The sequence below is a fragment of the Streptomyces sp. URMC 126 genome (assembly GCF_051386555.1).
Classification (GTDB): Bacteria; Actinomycetota; Actinomycetes; order Streptomycetales; family Streptomycetaceae; genus Streptomyces.
The window spans coordinates 20,960-42,432 of sequence record NZ_JBPQTX010000009.1; the positions used below are offsets into that span (position 1 = coordinate 20,960).

Below are 21,473 nucleotides of genomic sequence, written 5' to 3' on the forward strand. Positions count from 1 at the left end.
TCAGCGCACCACCAGGTCCTTGTACGGGGGGTCTTCGAGGCGCACCGCGTGCGCGTGCGGGCCGAGCAGGAAGGCGCGGACCGTATAGGGGCGCCGGATCCCCGCCTCCGCCACGGCCGTCGCCACGTCTTGGAACACCGGCCCGTCCCTCAACTCCGCTCCGCTCAGGCGCCCCACCGGCGTGCCGTCTTCGGGCGTGCGGGGCAGGGGCTCCGCCTCGGCGCGGGCGACGATCAGGAGGTCCGGGAGCGCGGCGGGGCCGGCCGCGCCGAGGGCTTCCGCCCGCACGGTGACCCGGCGGCGCCGGCCGGGGATCCGCGCCGACCGGCCGACCGTGTAGGCGACGGCCACGTCGGCGGGGAGCTCCGCGGCCGCCGGCGATGGCGGGAGCAGTACGTCGGCGCCCCCGGCGGGTACCGGTTCCACCTGCACGCGGAGCGCGGCGGCCGTGACGTCGAGGTGCAGCCCCTCGCGGAAATAGGTGCTGCGCGCGACCACGCGCTCGCCGGCTTCCCCGCCCTGCCACCAGCGGACCAGGACCCTGTCCGCCTCTCCCGGCCACTCGAAGGTCAGGCGCGCGCGGCCGGCTCCGGCCCGGCGCACCGTCAGCGCCCGGACGGCCTCGGGGACGTCGACGCGGACGCTGGGGCCGGTGACCGCCCGCTCGCCGAGCACGGTGACGGCGGTGAGGTACGCGGCGGTGCCGGGCGGCGGCCGGAACGCGGTGGGCCCGGTACGGGGCCACGGGAGCGGCGGCGGCAGCGGATCCGCGCCGGGGAGCAGGTCCCGTCCGGCCGGAGGCGGCGTACCGGGCCATTCCCGCAGGCTGACGGTCCCTTCGTCGCCTCCCGTCCAGGTGGCCTCCAGCGTCCCGGGGGTGCTGCCGGGCCCCACGGTCAGGGCGGTCACCGCGGTGGGCCACGGGTGGACGGTCCGGCGGACCCGGAGCCCCGGCGAGCGGATCTCGCGGCCGTCGGCGGTGCGGTAGACGCATCTGATCGCGTACTCGTACGTGCCGGGTGACAGCCCCTCGTCACGAAAGCCGTGGAGGGCGGCGGGTATCTCGGCGGCCGTGGCGTCCGGGGACGGCCCGGAGCGTACGACCACGACGCGGCGTGCCTCCGGCGGAGTGCGCCACTCCGCCTCGATCCGGGCACGGGCGTCGGACAGCCGCACCTCGTCCGCCTCGGGCGCGACGAGGACGTCCGGGCTGACGAGCGGAAGCCCGGCGATCCGGCCGCCCGCGAGCGGGAGGACGGCGTAACGGACGCGGGTGCCGAGGGCGGCGGTGGCATCGGTGAAGACGACGGCGGCGGTCGCGCCCGCACCGGGCGGGGGCGTCGCCGCGATTTCTCCGACGGCCACGGGGGCGTGCCCGGGCGCGTGCCGCAGGATCCGCCACGCTTTGGCGCTTGGGGAGGCAGGGGAAGCCGGGGAGACGAGGGAGGCGTCGTCGGAGACCGGGGAGACGGCATCCATCCGCCATTCCAGACGCACACCCTCATGGCCGGGCTCCACGCGGAGCCCGCCCGGGCGGCGAGCGAGGACGAGACCGCGCAGCGCGTGGGCGTCGTCCTCGGCGGCCCGGGCGGCCCGCAGGTACAGGCCGACGGCGGCTTCCCCTTCACCGGCTCGCTTCAGGGCTCTCGCCTCGCGGAGCAGCCGGTCCGCGTGCCCGGCCCGGCTTTCGATGCGGGCGACGAGCCGGGCGAGGCGCTGATCGCGCAGGGGCGTGGGAAGCCGTCCGGCGAGGGCATGGGCACGGCGGACGCGGTGCGCGCGCCATATGTCCGGGAGGGTTTCGGCGGCTTCCCGCCCGTCGGCGTCGAGGCGCGGCGTACGGCCCGCGGCGTAGGCGAGGGCCTTGGCTTCCAGCGGGTCGACGCCCAAGGCGACGGCGGTCTCCGGCCGGGGACCTTGCGGATCCTCGCCCAGCAGGCGCGAGAGCTCGTACAGCACGACGCGGCGCAGCCCCATGGGATCCTCGGCGAGGATGGCGTCGTAGCGGGCCAGCAACGCGGTCCAGGCGGCCGCGGCCGTCGCCTCCGGTCCGGCCTGGGCGGCACGGAGCTCGGCTATACAGCGGCGGTCGACATGGCGCGGGCGGCCTCCCCGCCCGGGTATCCGCAGGCCGTCCAGCACGAGGAAACGCACCGCACGCGCGGGCTGCCCCGCGGTCGGCGGGAAGAGCCCGTCGGCGGCGTGCCGCAGCCCCAGCGCCGCCTGCTGCGCGCGGAGGTCGGCGTAAGCGGGCACGAGCGGAGCGACCGGAAGATCCGGCAACGCCAAGGGAAGCCCCAGCACTTCCCCGAATTCCCGTGCCATCCGCCCCTGCTCCCCCACGGACCATGAGTGTCGTGTTTCCGCACGTCCCACGTCCCCCACGTGCGGAGGCCATCTCATCAGATCGGCGGCGTCACCGCCGGGGATTTCGACAAAGATCACTTGAGGGCCGGGCGGAGGCGAGGAGAAGATCGCCTACGGAAACCGGGACCCTGACCGCCGCTCGCACGGCGGACCGCGCAGGGACCACGCGTGGGTCACAGGCCACCCGGCGTCGAACACCCGGCGACCGCCCCCGGAAAACAGAAAAACCCCAGGTCAACTGGGGTTCCACTGGTGTCCGAGGGGGGACTTGAACCCCCACGCCCGATAAAGGGCACTAGCACCTCAAGCTAGCGCGTCTGCCATTCCGCCACCCGGACCGGGTGTCGTCTCACGGGGCGTTCCCCGTGGCGACATGGATAAGTCTACATGTATACCGAGGCCCAGCCGACCACGGTCGAGGAGCGACGGGAAGCGCCGATTCCCCGCGGCCCATCGGCGCGGCCTTCGACCACCTCGCGAACCAGTCGGCCGAACATACGAAGCCTGCCGGACCGGCTACCGGTCCTTCCGCAGCTGTCGTCCCGTCACTGCCTGAGCACACTCACGGCCGGAAGGCGAGGAAACCGGCGAACAGCTACCGGACGCCCCACACCGGCGGCGAGCTTCCGAACCTGCCGACCACTCCGCCCCAAGGCCCCACGGCCACGAAACAGCGAAACCCCCGATGAACGGGGGTTTCGTCTGATCTTGCCGGTGTCCGAGGGGGACTTGAACTCTTCCTGCGTCAGGCGCGGAGCGAATCGAGTTCCAACCAACGCGCCACCGCGTCCCTACTGGCGTCTGCGGACAGCTCACCGATACGTCTTCGGCGGACTCCCCTTCCACGCTCGATCGAGGGAATCGTCCCAGGTGCCGTCCCGGTCGAAACTGGCCGCGCGACAGCCACGGGAAATGGGCGCCGCAGCGCTGTGGCGCCAGGGAGCGTCCCCGATCCGCGCTATAGCGTGGCCGCAGTACCGACAGACTGCGTGCCCCGTCAACTCATCGGCCAGCCGCTCGAACTGTGCGGTGCGGTCCGCCGCCTCCTCTTTGATGCCCCGCAGCACCTCCTCAGCACTCGAAACCCACGTCGAAGCGATGATGTCGCGCACGAGTGCCACCGCCTCGATCGCGATGTCCGCCCGCCGTGCGGCATCGGCCAAGCTCCGCGCGCCACTGTTGTCAGGCGACTTGCGCACCGTCCGCTCCGCCAACTCGACCGACGGACGCCTCGATACCACCGGCCGGTCATCGTCGGCCTCGCGCCCGGGCACCAGCCGTAGTGACGCACAAGTTCGTCACGGAGTCGGTCGAAATGGCGCAGGCCTTTCCGCGCCCAGACGTCTCGATGTGGAGGCCGACACGTTCCGCCTTCGCCAGCGTTTCAGGCTCCACACCCTCCCACTTCATATGGCCGTCGCGCTCACAGGCATAGTCGACCCAGGACCAGAACGCCTCAGCGTCCGCGACATCGGGCGCCTCACGGTGGTGACGCGGGCAGAGGAGGGCGAAGTTACGCACACCGTTGGAACCGCCGAGCGACTCCGGAACGACATGGGCTCTCTCCACCGGCGCCTGCCAGCAGATCAGGCAGATGGGCTCATCGAGACCGAGGTAGTCGGCGATGGCCCGGACCGGGGGCCTGGACCGGCGGGGGTCGGGGTGGCTGTCACGGTTGCGTACGGGCAGCTCGCGATGGTCGCAGGCGTGTTCACGGTCGGGGTCTCGTATGTTCAGGACATCAGGGACGTCCTCACGTTGCGGCTCGGGGTTTCTCGCCTGGTAGAGCGGTGTGCTGGTCTCCGTGAGATACGGACCGAGGAATCCCGGAACGAAGTCGCGGATGATCTCTAGGGCGTCATCGTCGTAGCCGCCGGCGGCGTCGCGATGCCCCTGGATATCGAGGTAGAAGTGGCGCGGAGCACCGGGGTTCTCGCGGCGGCCTTCTTGAGGATCGAGAAAAGGCGGGTGGCGCACTTGATGAAGTCCTCTTCGACCCGCATGTCGTGATACAGCGCGACACCCTTCGGCCTCACATCGACTCCCGCCCGTTCAGTGAGTTGTCATTCATGTACGCACAGTAGGTGCCGCCACTGACAACTGGCGCCTGCCATGACGAGGAAGTCCGCTCGGCTGTTGGTCACGTGGTTGGTCACGCCAGAGCCACACAAACAGAAGAACCCCAGCTCAGCTGGGGTTCTCAGTGGTGTCCGAGGGGGGACTTGAACCCCCACGCCCGATAAAGGGCACTAGCACCTCAAGCTAGCGCGTCTGCCATTCCGCCACCCGGACCAGGTGCTGTCTCCTCGGGGCGCTCCCCGCGGCGACACGGATAACTCTACCAAGGTTTCGAAGCACCTCTGACCAGGGTTTTTAAGGCGGCCATAAGGGGTTTTTATGGGCATAGGCGGCTCATCGGCGGCTGAGTGACGCTCAACGGGGCGGGGTCGGGTTTTCGACTGCGGGGGCTCCGCCGCCATGGGCTGGGTCAGGAAGCGGGGGCCGGCAGCGGGGGGCCGGAGGTCGCCGCGGGTGGGCGGGTGCTTTGGCCCGGGAGGATGCGTGCCCTATCGGCCCCACACGCCGCGCCGGCCGCGCGCCCCGCGCCGGAGCCGCACGTGTGGCGCCGGCCGGCGCGCCTCGCGTCAGGGCATCAAGTGGTAGTCCGGGAAGTTGCCGGGCAGGCGTTCGTCCGGGGTCGGGCCCTGGGTTACCGCCTTGACCAGGAGGTCTCCGCCCACGAAGGCGCCTCGCCAGGACGCGCCGAAGCCGCCGAACAGCTCGTCGCGGTCACCGCGCGAGCGCGGCTTCCCGTGGCCGACCTTGAAGGCCCTGATCTGCGGGGCGAGGCGGTCGAAGGTCGCGGGGTCGTCGCAGGAGAGGGTGGCGACCAGGGCGCCGTTGCTCGCGTTCATGGCGGCGAGCAGTTCCGCTTCGGTGTCCACGAGGACGATGGTGTCCACGGGACCGAAGGGCTCCGCGTGGTGCAGGGGGGATGAGGGCGGCGGATTGAGCAGGGTGACGGGCGGGACGTAAGCGCTGCGGTCCTGGCCGGGGAGGAAGTGCCCGTCCGTCAGTAAGCCCTGGTGCAGCGGGACGGCGCCACGGTCGATCGCCTCGGCGACCTGGTCGGTGAGTTCCTTCGCCTTGGCCGCGTTGATCAGGGGCCCGAAGTCCAGGTCCGGGAGGTCGTCCGCCGGCCATTCGGTCGCCAGCGGGTGCCCGAAGCGCACCGACCGTACCGCCGGCAGGTACACGGCCAGGAAGTCCGCGAAGGCCGAGCGCTGCACCACGAAGCGGGGGTAGGCCGTACACCGCTGCTTGCCGTAGTCGAAGGACTTCCGGATCTGCGGGGCCAAGGCGTCCCAGTCGGTGAAGTTCCAGATGCCCCAGGTGTTGAGGCCCTCCTGTTCCAGGATGTGCCGTTTTCCGAGGTCCGCGACGGCGGTCGCGACGCGGGCGCCGGTGTCCCGGCCGCCGACGAAGGAGACGCAGCCGATTTCGGGCGCCCGGACGAGCGCCTCGGACAGCTCGCCGCCGCTGCCGCTGACCAGGGTCAGGGGCAGCCCCTCGCGCACGGCGAGGGCGCAGGCCAGGGTCAGACAGGAGAGGCCACCGTCGGTCGGGGTCTTGGCGATCGCCGCGTTGCCCGCGAGGACCTGGACGAGCATGGCGTGGGCGAGGACGCTCATCGGGTAGTTCCAGCTGGCGATGTTGGACACCGGGCCGGGGAGCGGGACGCGTCCCTCGGTCATCGCGGCGATGCCGTCCACGTACCAGCGGACCCCGTCGATCGCCCGGTCCACGTCGGCCCGCGCGAGCCGCCAGGGCTTGCCGATCTCCCAGACCAGGAGCAGGGCGAGGAGGTCCCGGTGTTCCTCCAGCGCGTCGAGCGCGGCGCTCACCCGGGCCCTGCGGTCGGCGAGCGGTACTTCGCGCCAGGTCCGGTGCTGGTCGAGCGCGGCGCGAACGGCACGGTGGGCGGCCTCCGCGTCGAGCCGCGGGGGTCCGGCGACGGGTGTGCCGTCGACCGGGGTGACGGCGGGCAGCGGGCGGCCGTCCGCCTGCCAGGTGCCGTTCCAGAGGTTGAGGACGCGATCGTCCCGGAACGCTTCGGGGGCCAGCTCCAGGCAGCGCTGCCAGGCGCTGTCCCATTCGGCGCCGGGGCGCAGGACGAGGGTGTTGAGGGTCGGTGCCATGAGGTTTCTCCGCTCTCGGTGCACAGTCGGGGCGGGGAACAGCACGTTGCCTACTGAACGGTAGCCTCCTGTCCGGCCCTGTGGGAGGGCGCCTGGTACGCGATGAGGCCCACATCACGTACGACTGTCGGTAACCGGTGGAGGGGTGGGTCGTGGGCGCGGACCGCCGGCCACGCCCCTGGGCCGTCGGCCGGAACGGCCGCACCGGATTCCGTCGAGCCGCCCCAGCTCACCCCGGGATCACCGCCTCTTCCGCCCTCGCGCCCCCGAGTCCCGTCCCGTCCGCCGCGCCGGTGAGAATAAGGCCGTCCGCCGCCTCCGACAGCAACGGAACCGATCAGCATGGGACGGGTCACCGCACGCCGCCGCGTCATCCGCATTCGGGACGGGGCGGTGAACACGCGCCCCGACACCCTGGTGGCGGAGGAGCCGCTGGAGATCCGGCTCAACGGCAAGCCGCTGGCGATCACCATGCGCACGCCGGGCGACGATTTCGCGCTGGCAGCGGGGTTCCTGGTCAGCGAGGGGGTGCTCGGGCATGCCGAGGAACTGGCGAACATCGTCTACTGCGCGGGGGCCGTGGACGACGGCTCCAACACCTACAACGTCGTCGACGTACGCCTCGCTCCCGGCGTGCCCGTCCCGGACGTGAGCCTGGAACGCAACGTCTACACCACGTCGTCGTGCGGACTGTGCGGGAAGTCCAGCCTGGACGCGGTACGGACCACGGCCCGGTGGCCGGTTTCGGACGGCGCGGCTCCGGTGCGGCTCTCGCCCACTCTGCTGGCGGCCCTCCCCGACCGGTTGAGGGCCGCCCAGACGGTTTTCGACCGCACGGGCGGCCTGCATGGAGCGGCCCTTTTCACCGCCGAGGGCGAACTCCTGGACGTACGGGAGGACGTCGGACGGCACAACGCCGTCGACAAGCTCGTCGGCAGGGCACTGCGTGAGGGGTCCCTGCCGCTGTCCGGCACCGTCCTGCTCGTCTCCGGGCGGGCCTCCTTCGAGCTGGCGCAGAAGGCGGTCATGGCCGGGATCCCCGTCCTGGCCGCCGTGTCGGCGCCGTCCTCCCTGGCCGTCGACCTGGCACTGGAGACCGGAATGACCCTGGTGGGGTTCCTGCGCGGCTCCTCGATGAACATTTACGCGGGCGAGGAACGCGTCCTGACACCCTGACGGGCCGGGGTGAAGCCGGAGCCGAGCGGGAATGAGCCGGTACGGGCGGGGGCGCCCTGTCCGGTCGGCGCCGACGGACCGCAAGCGGGAGCGCTCAGTCCGGCCGAGCCCTCGCCCCCGCCGTCCGGCACAGGGAACCCAGCCGGCCGAGCACGCCGGGGCGTCTGTTCCAGTCGAGGAACATCTCGGCCCAGGGACCGTCCTGTTCACTCAGGAACCACTGGACTTCGTCCAGCTCCTCCCGGGTCATGCGGCGGACGGCGGGCCGCAGGACTCCGGTGAGCAGATCGTTCCGGATCCCGTCCCAGAGGTCGCTCGTCCCGGCCTCGACGTTCCAGGCGACGAAGCACACGCCCGCGAACTCGGGCGAGCGGCGCAGGACGAGGTCGGCCACCCCGCTGCGGGCCATGCGGGCGTAGGCGGTGATCAGCTCCTCGTCGCCGGAGCGGATGAGGGCGGACAGCTCGTCGTGGCACGGTTCCCCGGAGAGCAGCCTGCGGAGGAGGGCGCCGCACACCCGCTCGTCGACGGCCGGTTCCAAGGGTGCGGCCTGTTCGCGGAGGGCGAGGACTCTGGCGGCGAAGCCCGGCAGTTCGTCTCCGTCGGCGAGGGCTCCCGCCTGGTCGAGGAGGAGGAGCGCCGCGCGCCGGCGGGGGTCGAGCCGACGGCCGCACCGCAGGATCAGGGTCCGGGCGACGGCCGGCGCGTGCTCGTCGTCCGGGCCGCTCTCCAGGGCGGACCGGACGAACGCGTCGTCGAGGCCCGCCGCGCGGTGCCGTTCTGCGGGCAGCCGGGCCAGCAGGGTGGCGGTCTCCGCCGGGGTGGGCCGGGCGCTGCCCCAGATCAGCCGGTAGGCGGTGCGCAACACTGACGGGTCGGAACCGTGCGGGCGTCCGGCCGTGCGGACGAGGGCGGCGAGGAGCTCTGTCCGGTCCTCGTCGGCCGGGAGCGGGCGGTCTGCCACGGCCGCCGCCATGCGCAGGTGGGGGTGGTCCACCAAGTGCTCTCTGGGGAAGCCGGTGCTGAGGAGGCGGACGACGGATGTCGGGTCACCGGTGGCCGCGGTGCGTTCCAGGGCGTCGAGGACGGCTGTCGTGAGCCCCGGGCGTCCGGTGACCGCCGCCCAGACCCGTTCGCGGTCTTGGGCGGCGTCGCCGAGCAGTGCGGCGCTCAGCCGGGCGGTGAGTACGGGGGTGTGGTCGACGCGCAGGGCCTCGGCGAGGCGGAGGAGGGACAGTACCTGTTCGAGAGGCTCGCCGGGCGCGGCGCGGTCGAGCTCGGCGCGCAGATCGCGTCTGATCCGCTCGCCGGCGGGGTGGTCCGCCAAGGGCGCGAAGCGGTCGGTGAGTTCGGCCAGGGCGGCCCACTCGGCGGTGGTGCGCGGGGTGCCTCCGCGCGCCAGGGCGACGACCACCGGATCCGGGCCCGCGCCGCCTCCTGCGTCCGCCCGGCCGCCCGGGGTGTGCTGGCGGGCCCAGCGGGCGGCGGCGGCTCGCCCCGCCGCGTCCAGGGCGATCCCTTCGCGGAGGGCGACGGCGGCCAGCCGGCCGGCGTCGTGCGTGGTGTCGCGGTCGCCGGCCGTGCGGAGCCGGGCGGCCTCCGTGAACAGCGCGGGCTTCCCCGCCAGGAGGACCCGGGCGGCCACAGCGGCCCAGGGGTCGGGTTCGTCCCGGGCGGGACTGGACTGCCCTCCCGCGCAATCGTGGACGCGGTACCGGCGGTCGGCCGCCACATGGGCGTAGTCGAAGTCCGATCCGGGGAGGGCACCGACGATTTGGTGCCGGGCGAGCAGGGGTCGGCGGGTGTAGGTGGTGAAGGTGAGACGGTGAGCGTGCTCGCGGGGCAGAACGGCGCTGGCGACGGCGATCCAGTGCGCGATACGGGTGGTGTCCCGTTCGATGACGAGCAGCTGAGGCGAGTCGGGGCTGCGGAACAGCGCCCGTACGTCCGTCAGAAACGGCTCCAGCCGCTCGGCGCGGGCGGTGACGAACTCCAGCAGCCCCTCCTTGCCGATGCGCCGGGCCGGGGTGAGGGCCGTGAGCGGGGTGGGCACGCCGTCGTCGGGGGTCATGTCGGCCCAGGAGGGCGATTCCCATGCCTCGATGGGCAGCAGACCACCGGGAAGGGGCCCGTCCTGCGTCAGCCGGACGGCATGGGCGTGGAAGGCGTGGCGCCGGCCGCGGAGATAGGTGCCGGTACAGACGGTGCGGCAGAGCAGGCGGGTGCCGTCGGAGAGACGGTTGTGGCTGAAGACGACGGGGAGGTCGGCGAGTTCGTCACCGTCCGCGTCGGAGCGGAAGCCGGATGCGGAGGCGGGGGCGGAGGCGGGGGCAGGGGGGTGACAAGAGGCGGAAGCGGTCGCGGACGCGGCGCGGGAGACGGGGACTTGACGGGCCGAGGCGGGCGGCTGGACTACGTCCGGCGGCTCGTAGGCGAGCAGGGGCTCGGTCTCGCCGAGCAGCAGGGCGGGCAGGTCGGGGCTGGCGGCGGTGAATCGGGGGCCCGAGGTCGCGGACGAGCAGGAGTAGTGCAGTTGCTGGAGGGTCACTCGGGCTCCTTTCGCGGTGCGGGGAATCGGCGCGTGGTACGCCGACGGCCTTGCGGGGGCGGGGGTTTGAGGCCGCACGACGACCGCGGCGGCCGCGGCGGGACCGCGAACGCCCCGGCGCGTGCGGGGCCGGCGGCTCCGCCGCTGCCCCGCCGGTGCGGGAGACGTGACCCGCTCGGGCTCGGCCGTCCGTTCCGTGCCGCGCCCCGCGGGCTCGCGAGGCCGCCGATGCCCCACGCCACTCTCACCACCCCGATTCCTCGGCCACCGTCCGCGCGAAGCCATCCCACCAGATCCGAGGGGAGGCCGTCCGGGATTTGGCCGAATATCAGGGCCGCCCTAGGGTCGCCCCAGGGTCACCTCCGGGCAATCCCCTAGGCCAGCCCTCAGGGGATTGGCCCACGTCGCCTTCACGCCTTCTCACCTCCACCGCACCCCGTTCGCCCCCGCCGTTCGCCGGCGGACGCCCGAACCCGCCTCGGAGCCCCCGAGGCAGGGCGCGCGTGGGTTGGAAGCGACGGCGCGGCGACCTCGCGGAGGCGGTCAGCCCTGGCCGACGACGCGGGCGAGCAGGGCGAGGAACAGTTGGCGCTCGGCCGGCGAAAGGGCGGAGAGCAGTTCCTCGTTGGCCTCGTCCCCCAACTCGGTGAGGCGGGCGAGGCGCTTGCGGCCTTCGTCGGTGAGCGTGATGGCGTTCTTGCGACGGTCGGACGGATCGGGGGCGCGAGTGATCAGCTCCTGCGCCTGGAGGTCGTTGAGGATGCCGACCATGTCCTTGGGGTCGAAGCCCGTGGTACGGCCGAGCTCCGCCTGGGCGACGGGCCCGAGATCGGCCACGGCGGACAGAACGGCATGGTGGGGCATCCGCATGCCGTCCTGCGCGAGCGCGTCGGCGACGAGACGGCGCCCGCGGGCCGAGGCGCGGTTGAGCAGCCAGCTTGGGAGGGACTGGATGTGGGTGAGGGCGGGCTCTCCCGTGCCGGGATCCGTACGTGTGTGTGCCATGCGTCGAGGGTAGCCCGGAACTCGTTGGGAATCCCCACGGAAAACCGTTGGAAATCCCAACGGCATCCGCTACGGTCGAAACCGTTGGGGCGCCCAATGAATGTGTCCGACGCTACCGACGCCTGTGGAGGTGCGCCATGCGACGTGTCCGCTATGAAGAGAACGGCGGTCCCGAGGTCCTGCGGGTCGAAGAGGCGGAGGTCCCCCGCCCGGGCCCGGGTGAACTGCTGGTGCGCGTCGAGGCGATCGGCGTCACCCTGCCCGTGACGCGGAAGGTCCGGGAGGGCGGGCAGCCCCTCCCGTCGGGACTGGGCGGTGACGTCGCGGGGGAAGTGGTCGCGGTCGGTCCGGACGTGACCGGCTTCCGGCCGGGCGAGCGGGTCACGGGCCTCTGCTTCGGTGACGCCTACGCGGACTACGCCCTGCTGTCCACGTCGATGGCCTCCCGGATCCCCGACGGCGCCGGCGCGACGGACGCTGTGGCCCTCGTCCGATGCGGGCTGGTGGCACGCGGCGCCTACGAAGCGGCACGCCCCACACAGGGCGAGTCCGTGCTGGTCACGGGAGCGGCGGGTGGTGCCGGGCACCTCGCCGTGCAGATCGCCCGGGCTCGTGGGGCGGGCCGCGTGGTGGCGGCGGTGGGTTCCCGGGAGAAGTTCGCGTTCGTCCGGTCCCTGGGCGCGGACGAGGCCGTCACCTACGAGAGCGAGTCCTGGGGCGACCCGGTGGACGTCGTCCTGGACGCAGTCGGCGGCGACATCCTCTCCCCTGCCGTTCGGGCGCTGGCACCCGGTGGGCGATTGGTTGCCTACAGCTCCGGGGGCGGGACTCTCCAGGCATACGACCTGCTGGTCGGCGCGAAATCGGCGATCGGCTTCCAGATGGCACTGATAGCCCGACACCGACCCGACCTGATGGAGCAGTGGCGACAGGATCTCTGGACGCTCTACGCCGAAGGCCGGATACGCCCGTGCGTCCACGCCGAACTGCCTCTGGAGGACGCCGCCAAGGCGCACGAGATCATGGAAGCGCGCGCCAACCAGGGAAAGGTGGTGCTGCGGCCGGCGTGACGCCCCGAGCCCGCCGACCGATGTGCTGCGGCGCGGCGCGATGCGATGCGATGCGGTGAGATGCGATGCGGTGAGATGGGGACGCCACCTGTTCCGTGGTTCGCCCTGGGTCACCTGGCCCGGCTCGCACCGCCGGAGGCGGGCTCGGCCGACGGGGTCCGGTCCGGCGCCGGGCCGTTGGGCGCGGGGGCATCCGGCGCGAGGGCATCCGGCGCGGAGCCGTCCAACGCGGGGACGTTCGGCGCGGGGGCGTGCGGCACGGTCGGGATCGGCGTGGTCCGGTCCAGTGTGGTGTCGTCGGTCGCGGTCTCGTCCGACGGGGTCCCGCTCGTAGCGGAGCCGTCCGGAGCGGCCCTGAAGGCGCTGTTGTCCGCTTCGGGGGCTTGGTCCTCGGATTGGCGGGCGAACCGCTTGGCGAGGACGGCGCAGACCATCAGTTGAAGCTGGTGGAAGAGCATCAGGGGCAGGACGGCCAGGCTGGATTCCGGGCCGAAGAGCACGGTGGCCATGGGCAGTCCGGCCGCCAGGCCCTTCTTCGAGCCGGCGAAGACGATGGCGATGCGGTCGGGGCGGGAGAAGCCGAGCCGGCGGGAGCCGTAGCCGGTGAGGGCGAGCATGACCGCCAGCAGGACGGCTTCCACGCCCAGCAGGGCCAGCAGCCGCCACGGCGTCACCTGGTTCCACACCCCACGCACCATGCCGGCACTGAAGGCGACGTAGACGACCATCAGGACCGAGGTCCGGTCGACGCGGCCGAGGACGGTGCGGTGGCGGGTGAGGAAGCCCCCGATCCAGGGGCGCAGTGCCTGGCCGGCGAGGAACGGCGCGAGCAGTTGCAGGACGATCGACAGCAGGGAGTCGAGTGAGAACCCGGCACCACTGTTACCGAGCAGGGCAGCGGCGAGGAGGGGGGTGAGGATGATGCCCACGAGGCTGGAGAAGGAGCCCGCGCAGATGGCCGCCGCCACATTGCCCCGGGCGATGGAGGTGAAGGCGATGGCCGACTGGACGGTGGAGGGCACCAGGCAGAGGAAGAGGAAGCCGTCGTAGAGGCTCGGTGTGAGGACGTAGGGGACGAGACCGCGGGCGGCGAGTCCGAGCAGGGGGAAGATCACGAAGGTGCAGCAGAGGACCGCGATGTGCAACCGCCAGTGGCGCAGTCCTTCGACGGCCTCCCGGGTGGAGAGGCGGGCGCCGTAGAGGAAGAAGAGCAGACCGACGAGGATCTTGGCGGCCACGCCCGCTGCCGTCGCCGCCGAGCCGCGGGCCGGGAGCAGAACCGCCAGCAGGACCGTGCCGAGCAGCGCGGCCACGTAGGGGTCGACGGGTATGCGCGAGCGGAGGGAGGACAGGAAGGAGCGCGGAAAGAAGGCCGGAAGGGACGGTGAGCGCATGGTCGTCAGCCTGCCCGGCGGGGCGGCCATCGGGAACCCCGTTCACCGTGCTGACTGTCATCACGGTTGGCGATAGGCTGGCCGTCGTGTTCGATCCAGTGCAGTTGCGGACCTTCCTCGCGGTCTCCCAGACGCTCAGCTTCACGCAGGCCGCCCACCGCCTGGGGGTGCGCCAGTCGACCGTCAGCCAGCAGGTGCGCAGGCTGGAGGAGGCCGCGGGGCGGCAGCTCTTCGTCCGCGACACGCACAGCGTGGAGCTGACCGAGGACGGTGAGGCCATGCTCGGTTTCGCCCGCACGATCCTGGAGGCGAACGAGCGGGCCGCCCACTGGTTCGCGGGGACCCGGCTGCGCGGACGGCTCCGGTTCGGTGCCTCCGAGGACTTCGTCCTCACCCGGCTGCCCGAGGTGCTGGAACGCTTCCGGCGCGAGCATCCGGAGGTCGATCTGGAGCTCACCGTGGACCTGTCGGACACGCTCCACGAGCAGATGGCGGCCGGGCGTTTCGACTTGGTGCTGGTCAAACGCCACCCCCGGCAACCGCAGAACGGCCGGCTCGTCTGGCGGGACCGCCTGGTGTGGATCGGCAGCGAGCGACTGCGCCTGGACGTCCGTCGGCCGCTTCCCCTGGTCGTCTTCCCGGCCCCGGCGATCACCCGGGCGCGGGCCCTGGACGTCCTGGAGCGCGACGGCCGCGCCTGGCGGGTGACGTGCACCAGCCGCAGCCTCAACGGGCTGGTCGCGGCGGCCCGGGCGGGGCTGGGGGTGATGGCCCACACGCGCGGCATGATCCCGCCGGGGCTGGCGCCGGTCCCCGCGCGCGCCGGGCTGCCGGAGCTCGGCGCCATCGACGTCGTCCTGCTCCAAGGTCCCGGCCCCGAGCGGGACGCGGCGGTGCGGGGCAGCGCGGAGGCGCTGTCCCAGGCGATCCTCGCGGCCGGTGACCGCCTGCACACATCCGTCGGCACCCCTGTCGGCCCCGGCGAGGACGGAGGGAGAGGCACCGGCGTCGGCGGTACCGACGACGGCACCGGCAACAACGGTGGCGGTGCCCGGGCGGGTCGCGCGTCCGGCAGTACCTGTGCCTGAAGCGCGCGGTCCATCGAAGGCGGCGAAGTGTCCCAGCGATCGGGCCCGTTCGGTATGTGAAACGGTCGCGGTCGGTCGGCAGTTGATCGGTCCAGGTCGCGGAGATTCCGTGCAAATACCGTGAGCCCCGCCCGTCTACCGGAACCTCAGGGTTCACCCTGACGGGATCGGGTACGGTCACCCGCGCTGCACGGAGCGTGGCGAGGAGCGAGGTTGTGCGCGAGATCACCGTCCCACCCCTGATACCGCCGCCTGCCTCCGGCGGCCTGGCGGACCCGGTGTTCGAGCATGCCGCCGCCACCCCGGACCGGGTCACGTTCGCCCGCAGGACGGCCGACGGCTGGCGGGACGTGACGGCCTCCGCTTTCAGGGACGAGGTCATGGGCGTGGCCAAGGGGCTGTTGGCGGAGGGGATCCGCCCCGGCGACCGGGTGGCGATCGTCTCCCGGACGCGGTACGAGTGGACGCTCTTCGACTACGCCCTGTGGTGCGTCGGCGCGCAGTCGGTCCCCCTGTACCCGGGCGCGTCCGTGGAACAGGTCTACTGGACGCTGCACGACGCCGAGGCCTCCGCCTGCGTCGTCGAGCACGGGGACCACGCCATGACCGTGGGCTCCGTCATCGACCGGCTGCCCGCCCTGCGCCGGCTCTGGCAGCTCGACGCGGGCGCCGTCGACGATCTGATCGCGGCCGGTGCCGGTGTCCCGGACGAGGAGGTCGACCTCCGGCGCGCCACCGTCACCCCCGGCACACCGGCCACCGTCCTCTACACGGCGGGCACCACCGGCCGTCCCAAGGCCTGCGTCCTCACGCACGCCAACCTCATGGCGGAGGCCGACAACGTCGTCGGCCGCCTGGACCCGGTCTTCCGCCCCGGCCCCGGGGAACAGGCGTCCACGCTGCTCGTCCTGCCACTCGCCCATATTCTCGGCCGGATGATGCAGGTCACCGCCGTCCGGGCGGGGGCCCGGGTGGGGCACCAGCCCCGGATGTCGGAGTCGGCGCTGCTGCCCGGCCTGCGGAGTTTCCGTCCGACGTTCCTCACCGCGGTGCCGTACGTGTTCGAGCGGCTCTTCGCCGCTGCCCGGCGGGACGCCGAGCGGACCGGCCGGGGGAAGACGTTCGAGGCGGCGGTGGAAGTGGCCGTCCGTCATGCGAGTGCCCTGGAGGAGCGGTCGTTCGGCACCGGTCCGGGCCCGGGCGCCGCGCTGCGCGTCCGGCGCCAGGTCTTCGACCGCCTCGTCTACTCCGGGATCCGGGAGAGCCTGGGCGGCCGGCTGCGCTTCGCGCTGTCCGGCGGTGCCGTGCTCGACCGGCGCCTCGGTCTCTTCTTCGCGGGCGCCGGCATCACCCTCGTGGAGGGCTACGGGCTGACGGAGACCTCGGGCGCGGTCACGGCCAATCCGCTCGGCCGCCCCCGTTTCGGCACGGTCGGCACACCCGTCCCCGGCACGGGCGTACGGGTGGCGGACGACGGCGAGGTATGGCTGCGGGGCCCACAGGTCTTCGCCGGCTATCTCGGCGACCGGCGCGGCACGGACGCCGTCCTCCGGGACGGCTGGCTGGCCACCGGGGATCTGGGCACCCTCGATCGCGATGGATACCTGACGATAAGAGGCCGCAAGTCGGAGTACCTGGTGACCTCCGACGGGATCGGTGTCCTGCCGTCGGCCCTGGAGGAACGGGTCCGGGCACACCCTCTCGTGGACCGCTGCCTGGTCGTCGGCAACGGCCGCCCGTTCCTCGCGGCGTTGGTCACCCTGGACCGGGCGGCGGTGGCGCACTGGTGCGCGATGCGGGGCCGGTCCGTCCCGCCACCGAACGAGCTGGTGCGCGACGGGCACCTGGAGGCCGAGATCCGGCGGGCCGTGGTGGCCGCCAACGCCCAGGCGCCACCGGGCGAGTCGATCCGCACCTTCCGCATCCTCGCCGGCCAGTTCACCGAGGAACAGGGGCTCTTGACCCCCACCATGAAGCTCAAACGGCGGGCGATAGAGAAGGCGTACGCGACCGACGTCGACGCCCTGTACCGCGTCGCCGTGCCGTAGGCCGCCGCCCCGAGGAGCGGGGCCAGAAGGTTCGGAGACCCCATCGTCTTTTGACCGTACGCTCATCAAGACGACAGCCGCCCGCACGTTAGTTCGAGCGCCTGTTCACCCGCCCCCGCCCATCCCTGAAACACGCCGAATTTTCTGGTATCCCCCTCGCAACCTCGGGCCATTTCCGGGAATGCGACCCCGGAACCCGCTTGTTGTCGCCCAAAGCAAGCAGCCGTCAGCACGTAAGGAACGATCGCTTGTGAGCAAGGTCCCTTCCATCACCCTCAACAACGGTGTGCGGATGCCGCAGCTCGGCTACGGCGTCTGGCAGGTGCCGGACGACGAGGCCACCGCGGCCGTGGCGAACGCCCTGGAGGCGGGGTACCGCAGCATCGACACCGCGGCGGTCTACCAGAACGAGGAGGGCACGGGAAAGGCCATCGCCGCCTCGGGCATCGCCCGCGAGGACCTTTTCATCACCACGAAGCTCTGGAACAGCGCTTCCGAGACCTGGACCCGTGACAGCGTCCTCCGGGAGTTCGACGCCTCCCTCACCCGGCTCGGCCTGGACTACGTGGACCTCTACCTGATCCACTGGCCCCGCGCCGTGCGCGAGGACTACCTCACCGTCCTCCGCGCCTTCGGCGAGATCGCCGAGAGCGGCCGGGCCCGGGCCGTGGGCGTCTCCAACTTCCAGCCCGCGCACCTGAACCGCGTCCTGGCGGAGACCCCGGTGGTCCCCGCCGTCAACCAGGTGGAGCTGCACCCCTACCTCCAGCAGGCCGAGCTCCGCGCCTACCACGCCGGCCACGGCATCGCGACGGAGGCCTGGTCGCCGCTGGGTCAGGGCAAGGAGCTCCTCGGCGACCCGGTGGTCGTCCGGATCGCCGAGAAGCACGGGCGGACGCCCGCGCAGGTCGTCCTCCGCTGGCACCTCCAGCTCGGGAACGTGGTCATCCCCAAGTCCGTGACCCCGGCCCGTATCCGCGAGAACTTCGACGTCTTCGGGTTCGAGCTGGACGGCGAGGACATGGCGGCGTTCTCCGCCCTGGACAACGGCACCCGGCTCGGCCCGCACCCGGACTCGTTCGACGAGTTCTGATCCCGGCCGGCTCCGAGGCGGTCCCGAGGCAACACCGAGGCAGCTCCGTCAGCGCGCCGAGGCGGCTCCGTCAGCGCGCTCCGTGCCCCGGGGCCACCGCCTCGATCCTGCGCGCGAGTTCGATGTCCAGACCGGTCACCTTGCCGCCCACACTGTGCGTGTTGACCGCGACGCCGACCCTGTCGTACCCGAGCGTGACCTCGGCGTGGTGCCCCAATTCCTCCTGGATCACCGCGATGTGCAGCACCAGCGCCGCCGCCGGAAGGTGTCCGGCGAAGGTGTAGGTGCGGCGCAGCAGCAGCCCGTCGGTCGTCCAGCCGGGGAGCTCCCGGAGGCGCTCCTCGACGTCTTGCTGTGACAGCGGTTCCACCGCCATGACGGCTCCTCTCGTCGCCCGTACCCCCTCGTCGGCGCACCGCGCACCGCCGGTACCCCAAGCGTCCCATGGGGCGGGGGCGGTTTCCCGTCGGCTCGGGAGGGCGGCGGGTTACGGTCGCACGCATGACGCTTACTGCTACCTCGACCGTCCCGCAAGTGGGGGAACTCCTGCGTTCCTGGCGGAACCGCCGGCGCATCAGCCAGCTGGAGCTGGCCCTGCGGGCGGACTCCTCGGCCCGGCACATCAGTTTCATCGAGACGGGCCGGTCCCGGCCGAGCGAGGAGATGGTGCTGCGCCTCGCCGACCACCTGGACGTTCCCTTCCGGGAGCGGAACACCCTCCTCATGGCGGCGGGTTACGCCCCCCGCTACCCGGAGCGGTCGCTGGACCATCCGGTGCTGAGCGATGTGCGCGAGAACCTGGACGTCCTGCTGCGCGGCTACGAGCCGTTCCCGGCGCTGGTCGTCGACGGCACGTACCAGGTGGTGGCCGCCAACCGGGGCATCACCACGCTGCTGGAAGGGGTCGACGAGGATCTGCTGGTCCCGCCGCTGAACGCGATGCGCCTGACCCTGCACCCCCGTGGCATGGCCCCGCGCATCCGCAACTTCATGGAGTGGCGCTGCCATCTGCTGCACCAGATGGACCGTCAGCTCTCCCTGATGCGGTCCGCCCCGCTGCGGGCCCTCTACGACGAGGTGACGTCCTTCCCGCTGCCGGATCCGTGCGGCGACGAGCGGGCGGGCGACCGGTGCGCCGCCTACGCGCTGCCCATGGTGATCGATCACGACGGCCGGACGCTGTCGTTCGTCTCCACCATCGCCACCTTCAACACCCCGCTGGACGTGACCGTCTCCGAGCTGGCGCTGGAGACCTTCCTCCCCGCCGACGCGGAGACGGCCGCGTACCTGCGGGGCCTCACGCCGTAGCGGGCACCCGGTCGAGGAACCCGAGGACGCTGCGGATGCGGCCGTCCTCGGCGAGCACGGCCACGTCGAAGCCGGCGACGGGCGCGGAGCCGTCGGCGGTGGAGACCAGCTCCCAGCCGAAACGGACGGTGTCGTGGTGCCCGTCCACCGCTCCGGTCCCCCGGAACTCGAAGCCGGGGAACCGCTCGTGGGCCGCGGCTATCACGGCGGCGATCCCCTCGTGCCCGGTGACGGCGGCCAGCGGGTCGGTGTAGGAGCCGTCCTCGGTCCAGGCGGCGGCGACGGCCGTGGCGAGGGACGCCGCGTCGGCGTTCCAGGCGGCGAGGTAACGGATGACGGCGGTCTCGTAAACGGACGCGGGGGCGGAGGCGGGGGCCGTGGGGGCGGACGCGTGGACGGACATGGCGGGCTCTCCTCTGCTGAAGGGCTTGGGAGCCTCCGAACCCGAGCGCCCGGGTCCGGAGGCATGCCCACAGCCTGCCGCGCGCCGGAGCCGGCGGCGATTACCTCCGAGGTAGCGGCAGCGGCCGGGGCTCCCCCGCGGCACCGGCATCAGGACCGAGGCGCGCCCTCACGCGTCGGAACGGGCCGGCAGCGGCCGGAAGGAGCCCGCGACGCTCAGCCCCTGACGGCCGCCCCCGCCGTGGCCGAGCACACCTCGGGCCCGGCGTCCACGGCATTCGCAGCGCCCTCGGTGTCCACGGCGTCCCCCGCTGCGGACCGCTCGGACGGCCGCCGGGCCGCCATCCACACGTAGACGAGGACGCCCGCGAAGAGGAAGAGCACGCCCTGGTAGACCGCCTTGTAACCGGCGCCCGCGACGAGCCAGAACGAGAACGCGAACGCGCCGAGCGCCAGCACCATGTCCCGGGTCAGCCGGCCCGCGTGCACCCGGTCGCGCCGGCCCGTCAGCAGGAAGTACACCTGGGCGGCGGCGGCCAGCAGGTACGGGACGGTCGCCGAGAACGTGGTGACCAGCACGAGGATCTCGAAGACCCCGCCCGCGCCCGAGACGTAGTTGATCACCGTCAGCAGGGTGGCCAGCACGGACGCGGCGAGCACGCCCGCCGTCGGCACGCCGCGCCGCTTGCGCGCGAACGCCGCCGGGAACAGACCGTCCTTCGCCGCCGCGTACGGGGCCTGGGCGCTCATCAGCGTCCAGCCGTTGAGCGCGCCCACGATGGAGATCACGGCGGCGGCCGCGATCAGCGTGCCGCCCCACTCACCGCCGAACATGGCGTTCACGGCGTCGGAGAACGGCGCCGAGGAGTTCACGAGCGTGCCGTGCGGCACGGTGCCGAAGACCGCGAGGGTGCCGAGCAGGTAGACCACGGCCGCGCCGATGGTGCCGAGTACGCTCGCCCGGCCGACGTTGCGCTCCGGGTCGCGGACCTCGCCCGCGCTCATCGCTGCCGACTCGACGCCGACGTAGCTGTAGAGCAGGATCGCGGCGGACGCGGTGAGGCCGCCGGCCCAGTTCCCGCCGCCCTCGGTGAAGGAGCCGAGGTTGTGCGGGTCGAAGTAGAACAGCCCGACGACCGCCACGAACAGCAGCGGGACGAACTTGAGCACCGTGGAGACCAGCTGGACGGCCCCCACCCAGCGGGTGCCGGCGAGGTTGGCCAGGGCCGGCAGCCAGAGCATCAGCAGGGCGACGGCCAGGTCGGAGCCCATGGAACCCTTCCCGCCCGTCAGCGCGTGGAAGTAGCCGACGCCGGCCACCGCCAGCGCGGCGTTGCTGACCCAGGTCATGGTCCAGTACGACCACGCGGAGAGGAATCCGGCGAAGTCGCCGAAGGCCTCGCGCGCGTACACGTACGGGCCGCCGGTCCGCGGATGCCGCTCCGCGAGCCGTCCGAAGACCAGGGCGAGCGCGATCGCCCCCACCGTGAGCACGCCGAAGGCGAGCAGGCTGACGGTGCCGTACGGGGCGACGGAGGCGGGCAGCAGGAAGATGCCGCCGCCGATGATGTTCCCCATGACCAGCGCTATCGCCGTGGGGAGGCCGAAACGGCGCGCGGGGATGCCGTCGGTTTCGTGCATGGGGGTGGTGCGCCTCTCATCCTGCGGGCAGGTCGCAGATCTGTGCGACAGAAGCACATGGTGACCAGTGCGGACCGTGGCGCAAAATCGCTCTTTTTTGTCCCGCGCGGGGCCGCCGTTCGCCGTAAAAGGTC

General features: G+C 72.5%; 15 protein-coding genes, 2 tRNA genes and 1 pseudogene. 6 read left to right on the forward strand and 12 right to left on the reverse strand.

What is annotated here, in order from left to right:
- The 6 genes from ACSNOK_RS02460 to ACSNOK_RS02485 form a co-directional block, all read right to left on the reverse strand.
- The gene (locus ACSNOK_RS02460) at positions 1–2,256 is read right to left on the reverse strand and encodes a hypothetical protein (RefSeq protein ID WP_436778857.1); all 2,256 of its coding nucleotides are present in this window, start codon (positions 2,254–2,256) and stop codon (positions 1–3) included.
- 361 nt (positions 2,257–2,617) lie between these two features.
- Positions 2,618–2,705: transfer RNA gene (locus ACSNOK_RS02465), tRNA-Leu, on the reverse strand.
- Positions 2,706–3,179: 474 nt separating this feature from the next.
- A complete protein-coding gene (locus tag ACSNOK_RS02470; protein WP_436778858.1) occupies positions 3,180–3,566 on the reverse strand; it encodes a hypothetical protein in 387 nt (128 codons plus the stop codon).
- Between the two features lie 49 nt (positions 3,567–3,615).
- A complete protein-coding gene (locus ACSNOK_RS02475; protein ID WP_436778859.1) occupies positions 3,616–4,344 on the reverse strand; it encodes an HNH endonuclease in 729 nt (242 codons plus the stop codon).
- 227 nt (positions 4,345–4,571) lie between these two features.
- Positions 4,572–4,659: transfer RNA gene (locus ACSNOK_RS02480), tRNA-Leu, on the reverse strand.
- Positions 4,660–5,012: 353 nt separating this feature from the next.
- Complete coding sequence (locus ACSNOK_RS02485) at positions 5,013–6,566, reverse strand: aldehyde dehydrogenase family protein (protein WP_436778860.1); 1,554 nt, start codon at positions 6,564–6,566, stop codon at positions 5,013–5,015.
- A gap of 342 nt (positions 6,567–6,908) precedes the next feature.
- Between ACSNOK_RS02485 and fdhD the strand changes: the two genes are divergently transcribed.
- On the forward strand, positions 6,909–7,742 hold the full coding sequence (gene fdhD / locus ACSNOK_RS02490) for a formate dehydrogenase accessory sulfurtransferase FdhD (RefSeq protein WP_436778861.1): 834 nt from the start codon (positions 6,909–6,911) through the stop codon (positions 7,740–7,742).
- Positions 7,743–7,836: 94 nt separating this feature from the next.
- Here fdhD and ACSNOK_RS02495 read toward each other — a convergent pair whose 3' ends face one another.
- Together ACSNOK_RS02495 and ACSNOK_RS02500 are read right to left on the reverse strand one after the other, a co-directional pair.
- Positions 7,837–10,290 (reverse strand): GTPase-associated protein 1-related protein, encoded by a 2,454-nt coding sequence (locus ACSNOK_RS02495; protein ID WP_436778862.1) that lies wholly within the window; start codon positions 10,288–10,290, stop codon positions 7,837–7,839.
- Between the two features lie 543 nt (positions 10,291–10,833).
- The gene (locus ACSNOK_RS02500) at positions 10,834–11,295 is read right to left on the reverse strand and encodes a MarR family winged helix-turn-helix transcriptional regulator (RefSeq protein WP_436778863.1); all 462 of its coding nucleotides are present in this window, start codon (positions 11,293–11,295) and stop codon (positions 10,834–10,836) included.
- 137 nt (positions 11,296–11,432) lie between these two features.
- Between ACSNOK_RS02500 and ACSNOK_RS02505 the strand changes: the two genes are divergently transcribed.
- Positions 11,433–12,365: a quinone oxidoreductase family protein gene (locus ACSNOK_RS02505; RefSeq protein WP_436778864.1), complete on the forward strand. Its 933-nt coding sequence runs from the start codon at positions 11,433–11,435 to the stop codon at positions 12,363–12,365.
- Between the two features lie 323 nt (positions 12,366–12,688).
- Here ACSNOK_RS02505 and ACSNOK_RS02510 read toward each other — a convergent pair.
- Positions 12,689–13,759, reverse strand: a pseudogene (locus tag ACSNOK_RS02510) (bile acid:sodium symporter family protein); the annotation flags it as partial.
- An 86-nt stretch (positions 13,760–13,845) separates the two neighbouring features.
- Between ACSNOK_RS02510 and ACSNOK_RS02515 the strand changes: the two are divergent.
- From ACSNOK_RS02515 to ACSNOK_RS02525, 3 genes are all read left to right on the forward strand, one after another.
- Positions 13,846–14,847: a LysR family transcriptional regulator gene (locus ACSNOK_RS02515; RefSeq protein ID WP_436778865.1), complete on the forward strand. Its 1,002-nt coding sequence runs from the start codon at positions 13,846–13,848 to the stop codon at positions 14,845–14,847.
- 215 nt (positions 14,848–15,062) lie between these two features.
- Entirely contained in the window at positions 15,063–16,895 is a 1,833-nt protein-coding gene (locus ACSNOK_RS02520; RefSeq protein ID WP_436778866.1) for an AMP-dependent synthetase/ligase, read from the forward strand.
- A gap of 250 nt (positions 16,896–17,145) precedes the next feature.
- Positions 17,146–17,988, forward strand: coding sequence for an aldo/keto reductase (locus ACSNOK_RS02525; protein ID WP_436778867.1), 843 nt, complete (start codon positions 17,146–17,148; stop codon positions 17,986–17,988).
- Positions 17,989–18,058: 70 nt separating this feature from the next.
- Here ACSNOK_RS02525 and ACSNOK_RS02530 read toward each other — a convergent pair whose 3' ends face one another.
- A complete protein-coding gene (locus tag ACSNOK_RS02530) occupies positions 18,059–18,364 on the reverse strand; it encodes a 4a-hydroxytetrahydrobiopterin dehydratase (protein ID WP_436778868.1) in 306 nt (101 codons plus the stop codon).
- Between the two features lie 125 nt (positions 18,365–18,489).
- On the opposite strand from ACSNOK_RS02530, the gene ACSNOK_RS02535 reads away from it, so the two are divergent.
- Positions 18,490–19,296: a helix-turn-helix domain-containing protein gene (locus ACSNOK_RS02535; RefSeq protein ID WP_436778869.1), complete on the forward strand. Its 807-nt coding sequence runs from the start codon at positions 18,490–18,492 to the stop codon at positions 19,294–19,296.
- On the opposite strand, the gene ACSNOK_RS02540 is transcribed toward ACSNOK_RS02535, so the two are convergent.
- A complete protein-coding gene (locus ACSNOK_RS02540; RefSeq protein WP_436778870.1) occupies positions 19,286–19,699 on the reverse strand; it encodes a nuclear transport factor 2 family protein in 414 nt (137 codons plus the stop codon). The two genes, ACSNOK_RS02535 and ACSNOK_RS02540, sit on opposite strands and share 11 nt — an antisense overlap.
- A gap of 215 nt (positions 19,700–19,914) precedes the next feature.
- Complete coding sequence (locus ACSNOK_RS02545; RefSeq protein WP_436778871.1) at positions 19,915–21,339, reverse strand: amino acid permease; 1,425 nt, start codon at positions 21,337–21,339, stop codon at positions 19,915–19,917.
- Positions 21,340–21,473 lie beyond the last annotated feature (134 nt).

What these genes read in the sequence shown, in the direction of transcription:
- ACSNOK_RS02485 (WP_436778860.1), bottom strand. Translation starts at nt 6,566, where the DNA reads ATGGCACCGACCCTCAACACCCTCGTCCTGCGCCCCGGCGCCGAATGG.
- fdhD (WP_436778861.1), top strand. Translation starts at nt 6,909, where the DNA reads ATGGGACGGGTCACCGCACGCCGCCGCGTCATCCGCATTCGGGACGGG.
- ACSNOK_RS02500 (WP_436778863.1), bottom strand. Translation starts at nt 11,295, where the DNA reads ATGGCACACACACGTACGGATCCCGGCACGGGAGAGCCCGCCCTCACC.
- ACSNOK_RS02505 (WP_436778864.1), top strand. Translation starts at nt 11,433, where the DNA reads ATGCGACGTGTCCGCTATGAAGAGAACGGCGGTCCCGAGGTCCTGCGG.
- ACSNOK_RS02530 (WP_436778868.1), bottom strand. Translation starts at nt 18,364, where the DNA reads ATGGCGGTGGAACCGCTGTCACAGCAAGACGTCGAGGAGCGCCTCCGG.
- ACSNOK_RS02535 (WP_436778869.1), top strand. Translation starts at nt 18,490, where the DNA reads ATGACGCTTACTGCTACCTCGACCGTCCCGCAAGTGGGGGAACTCCTG.
- ACSNOK_RS02540 (WP_436778870.1), bottom strand. Translation starts at nt 19,699, where the DNA reads ATGTCCGTCCACGCGTCCGCCCCCACGGCCCCCGCCTCCGCCCCCGCG.
- ACSNOK_RS02545 (WP_436778871.1), bottom strand. Translation starts at nt 21,339, where the DNA reads ATGCACGAAACCGACGGCATCCCCGCGCGCCGTTTCGGCCTCCCCACG.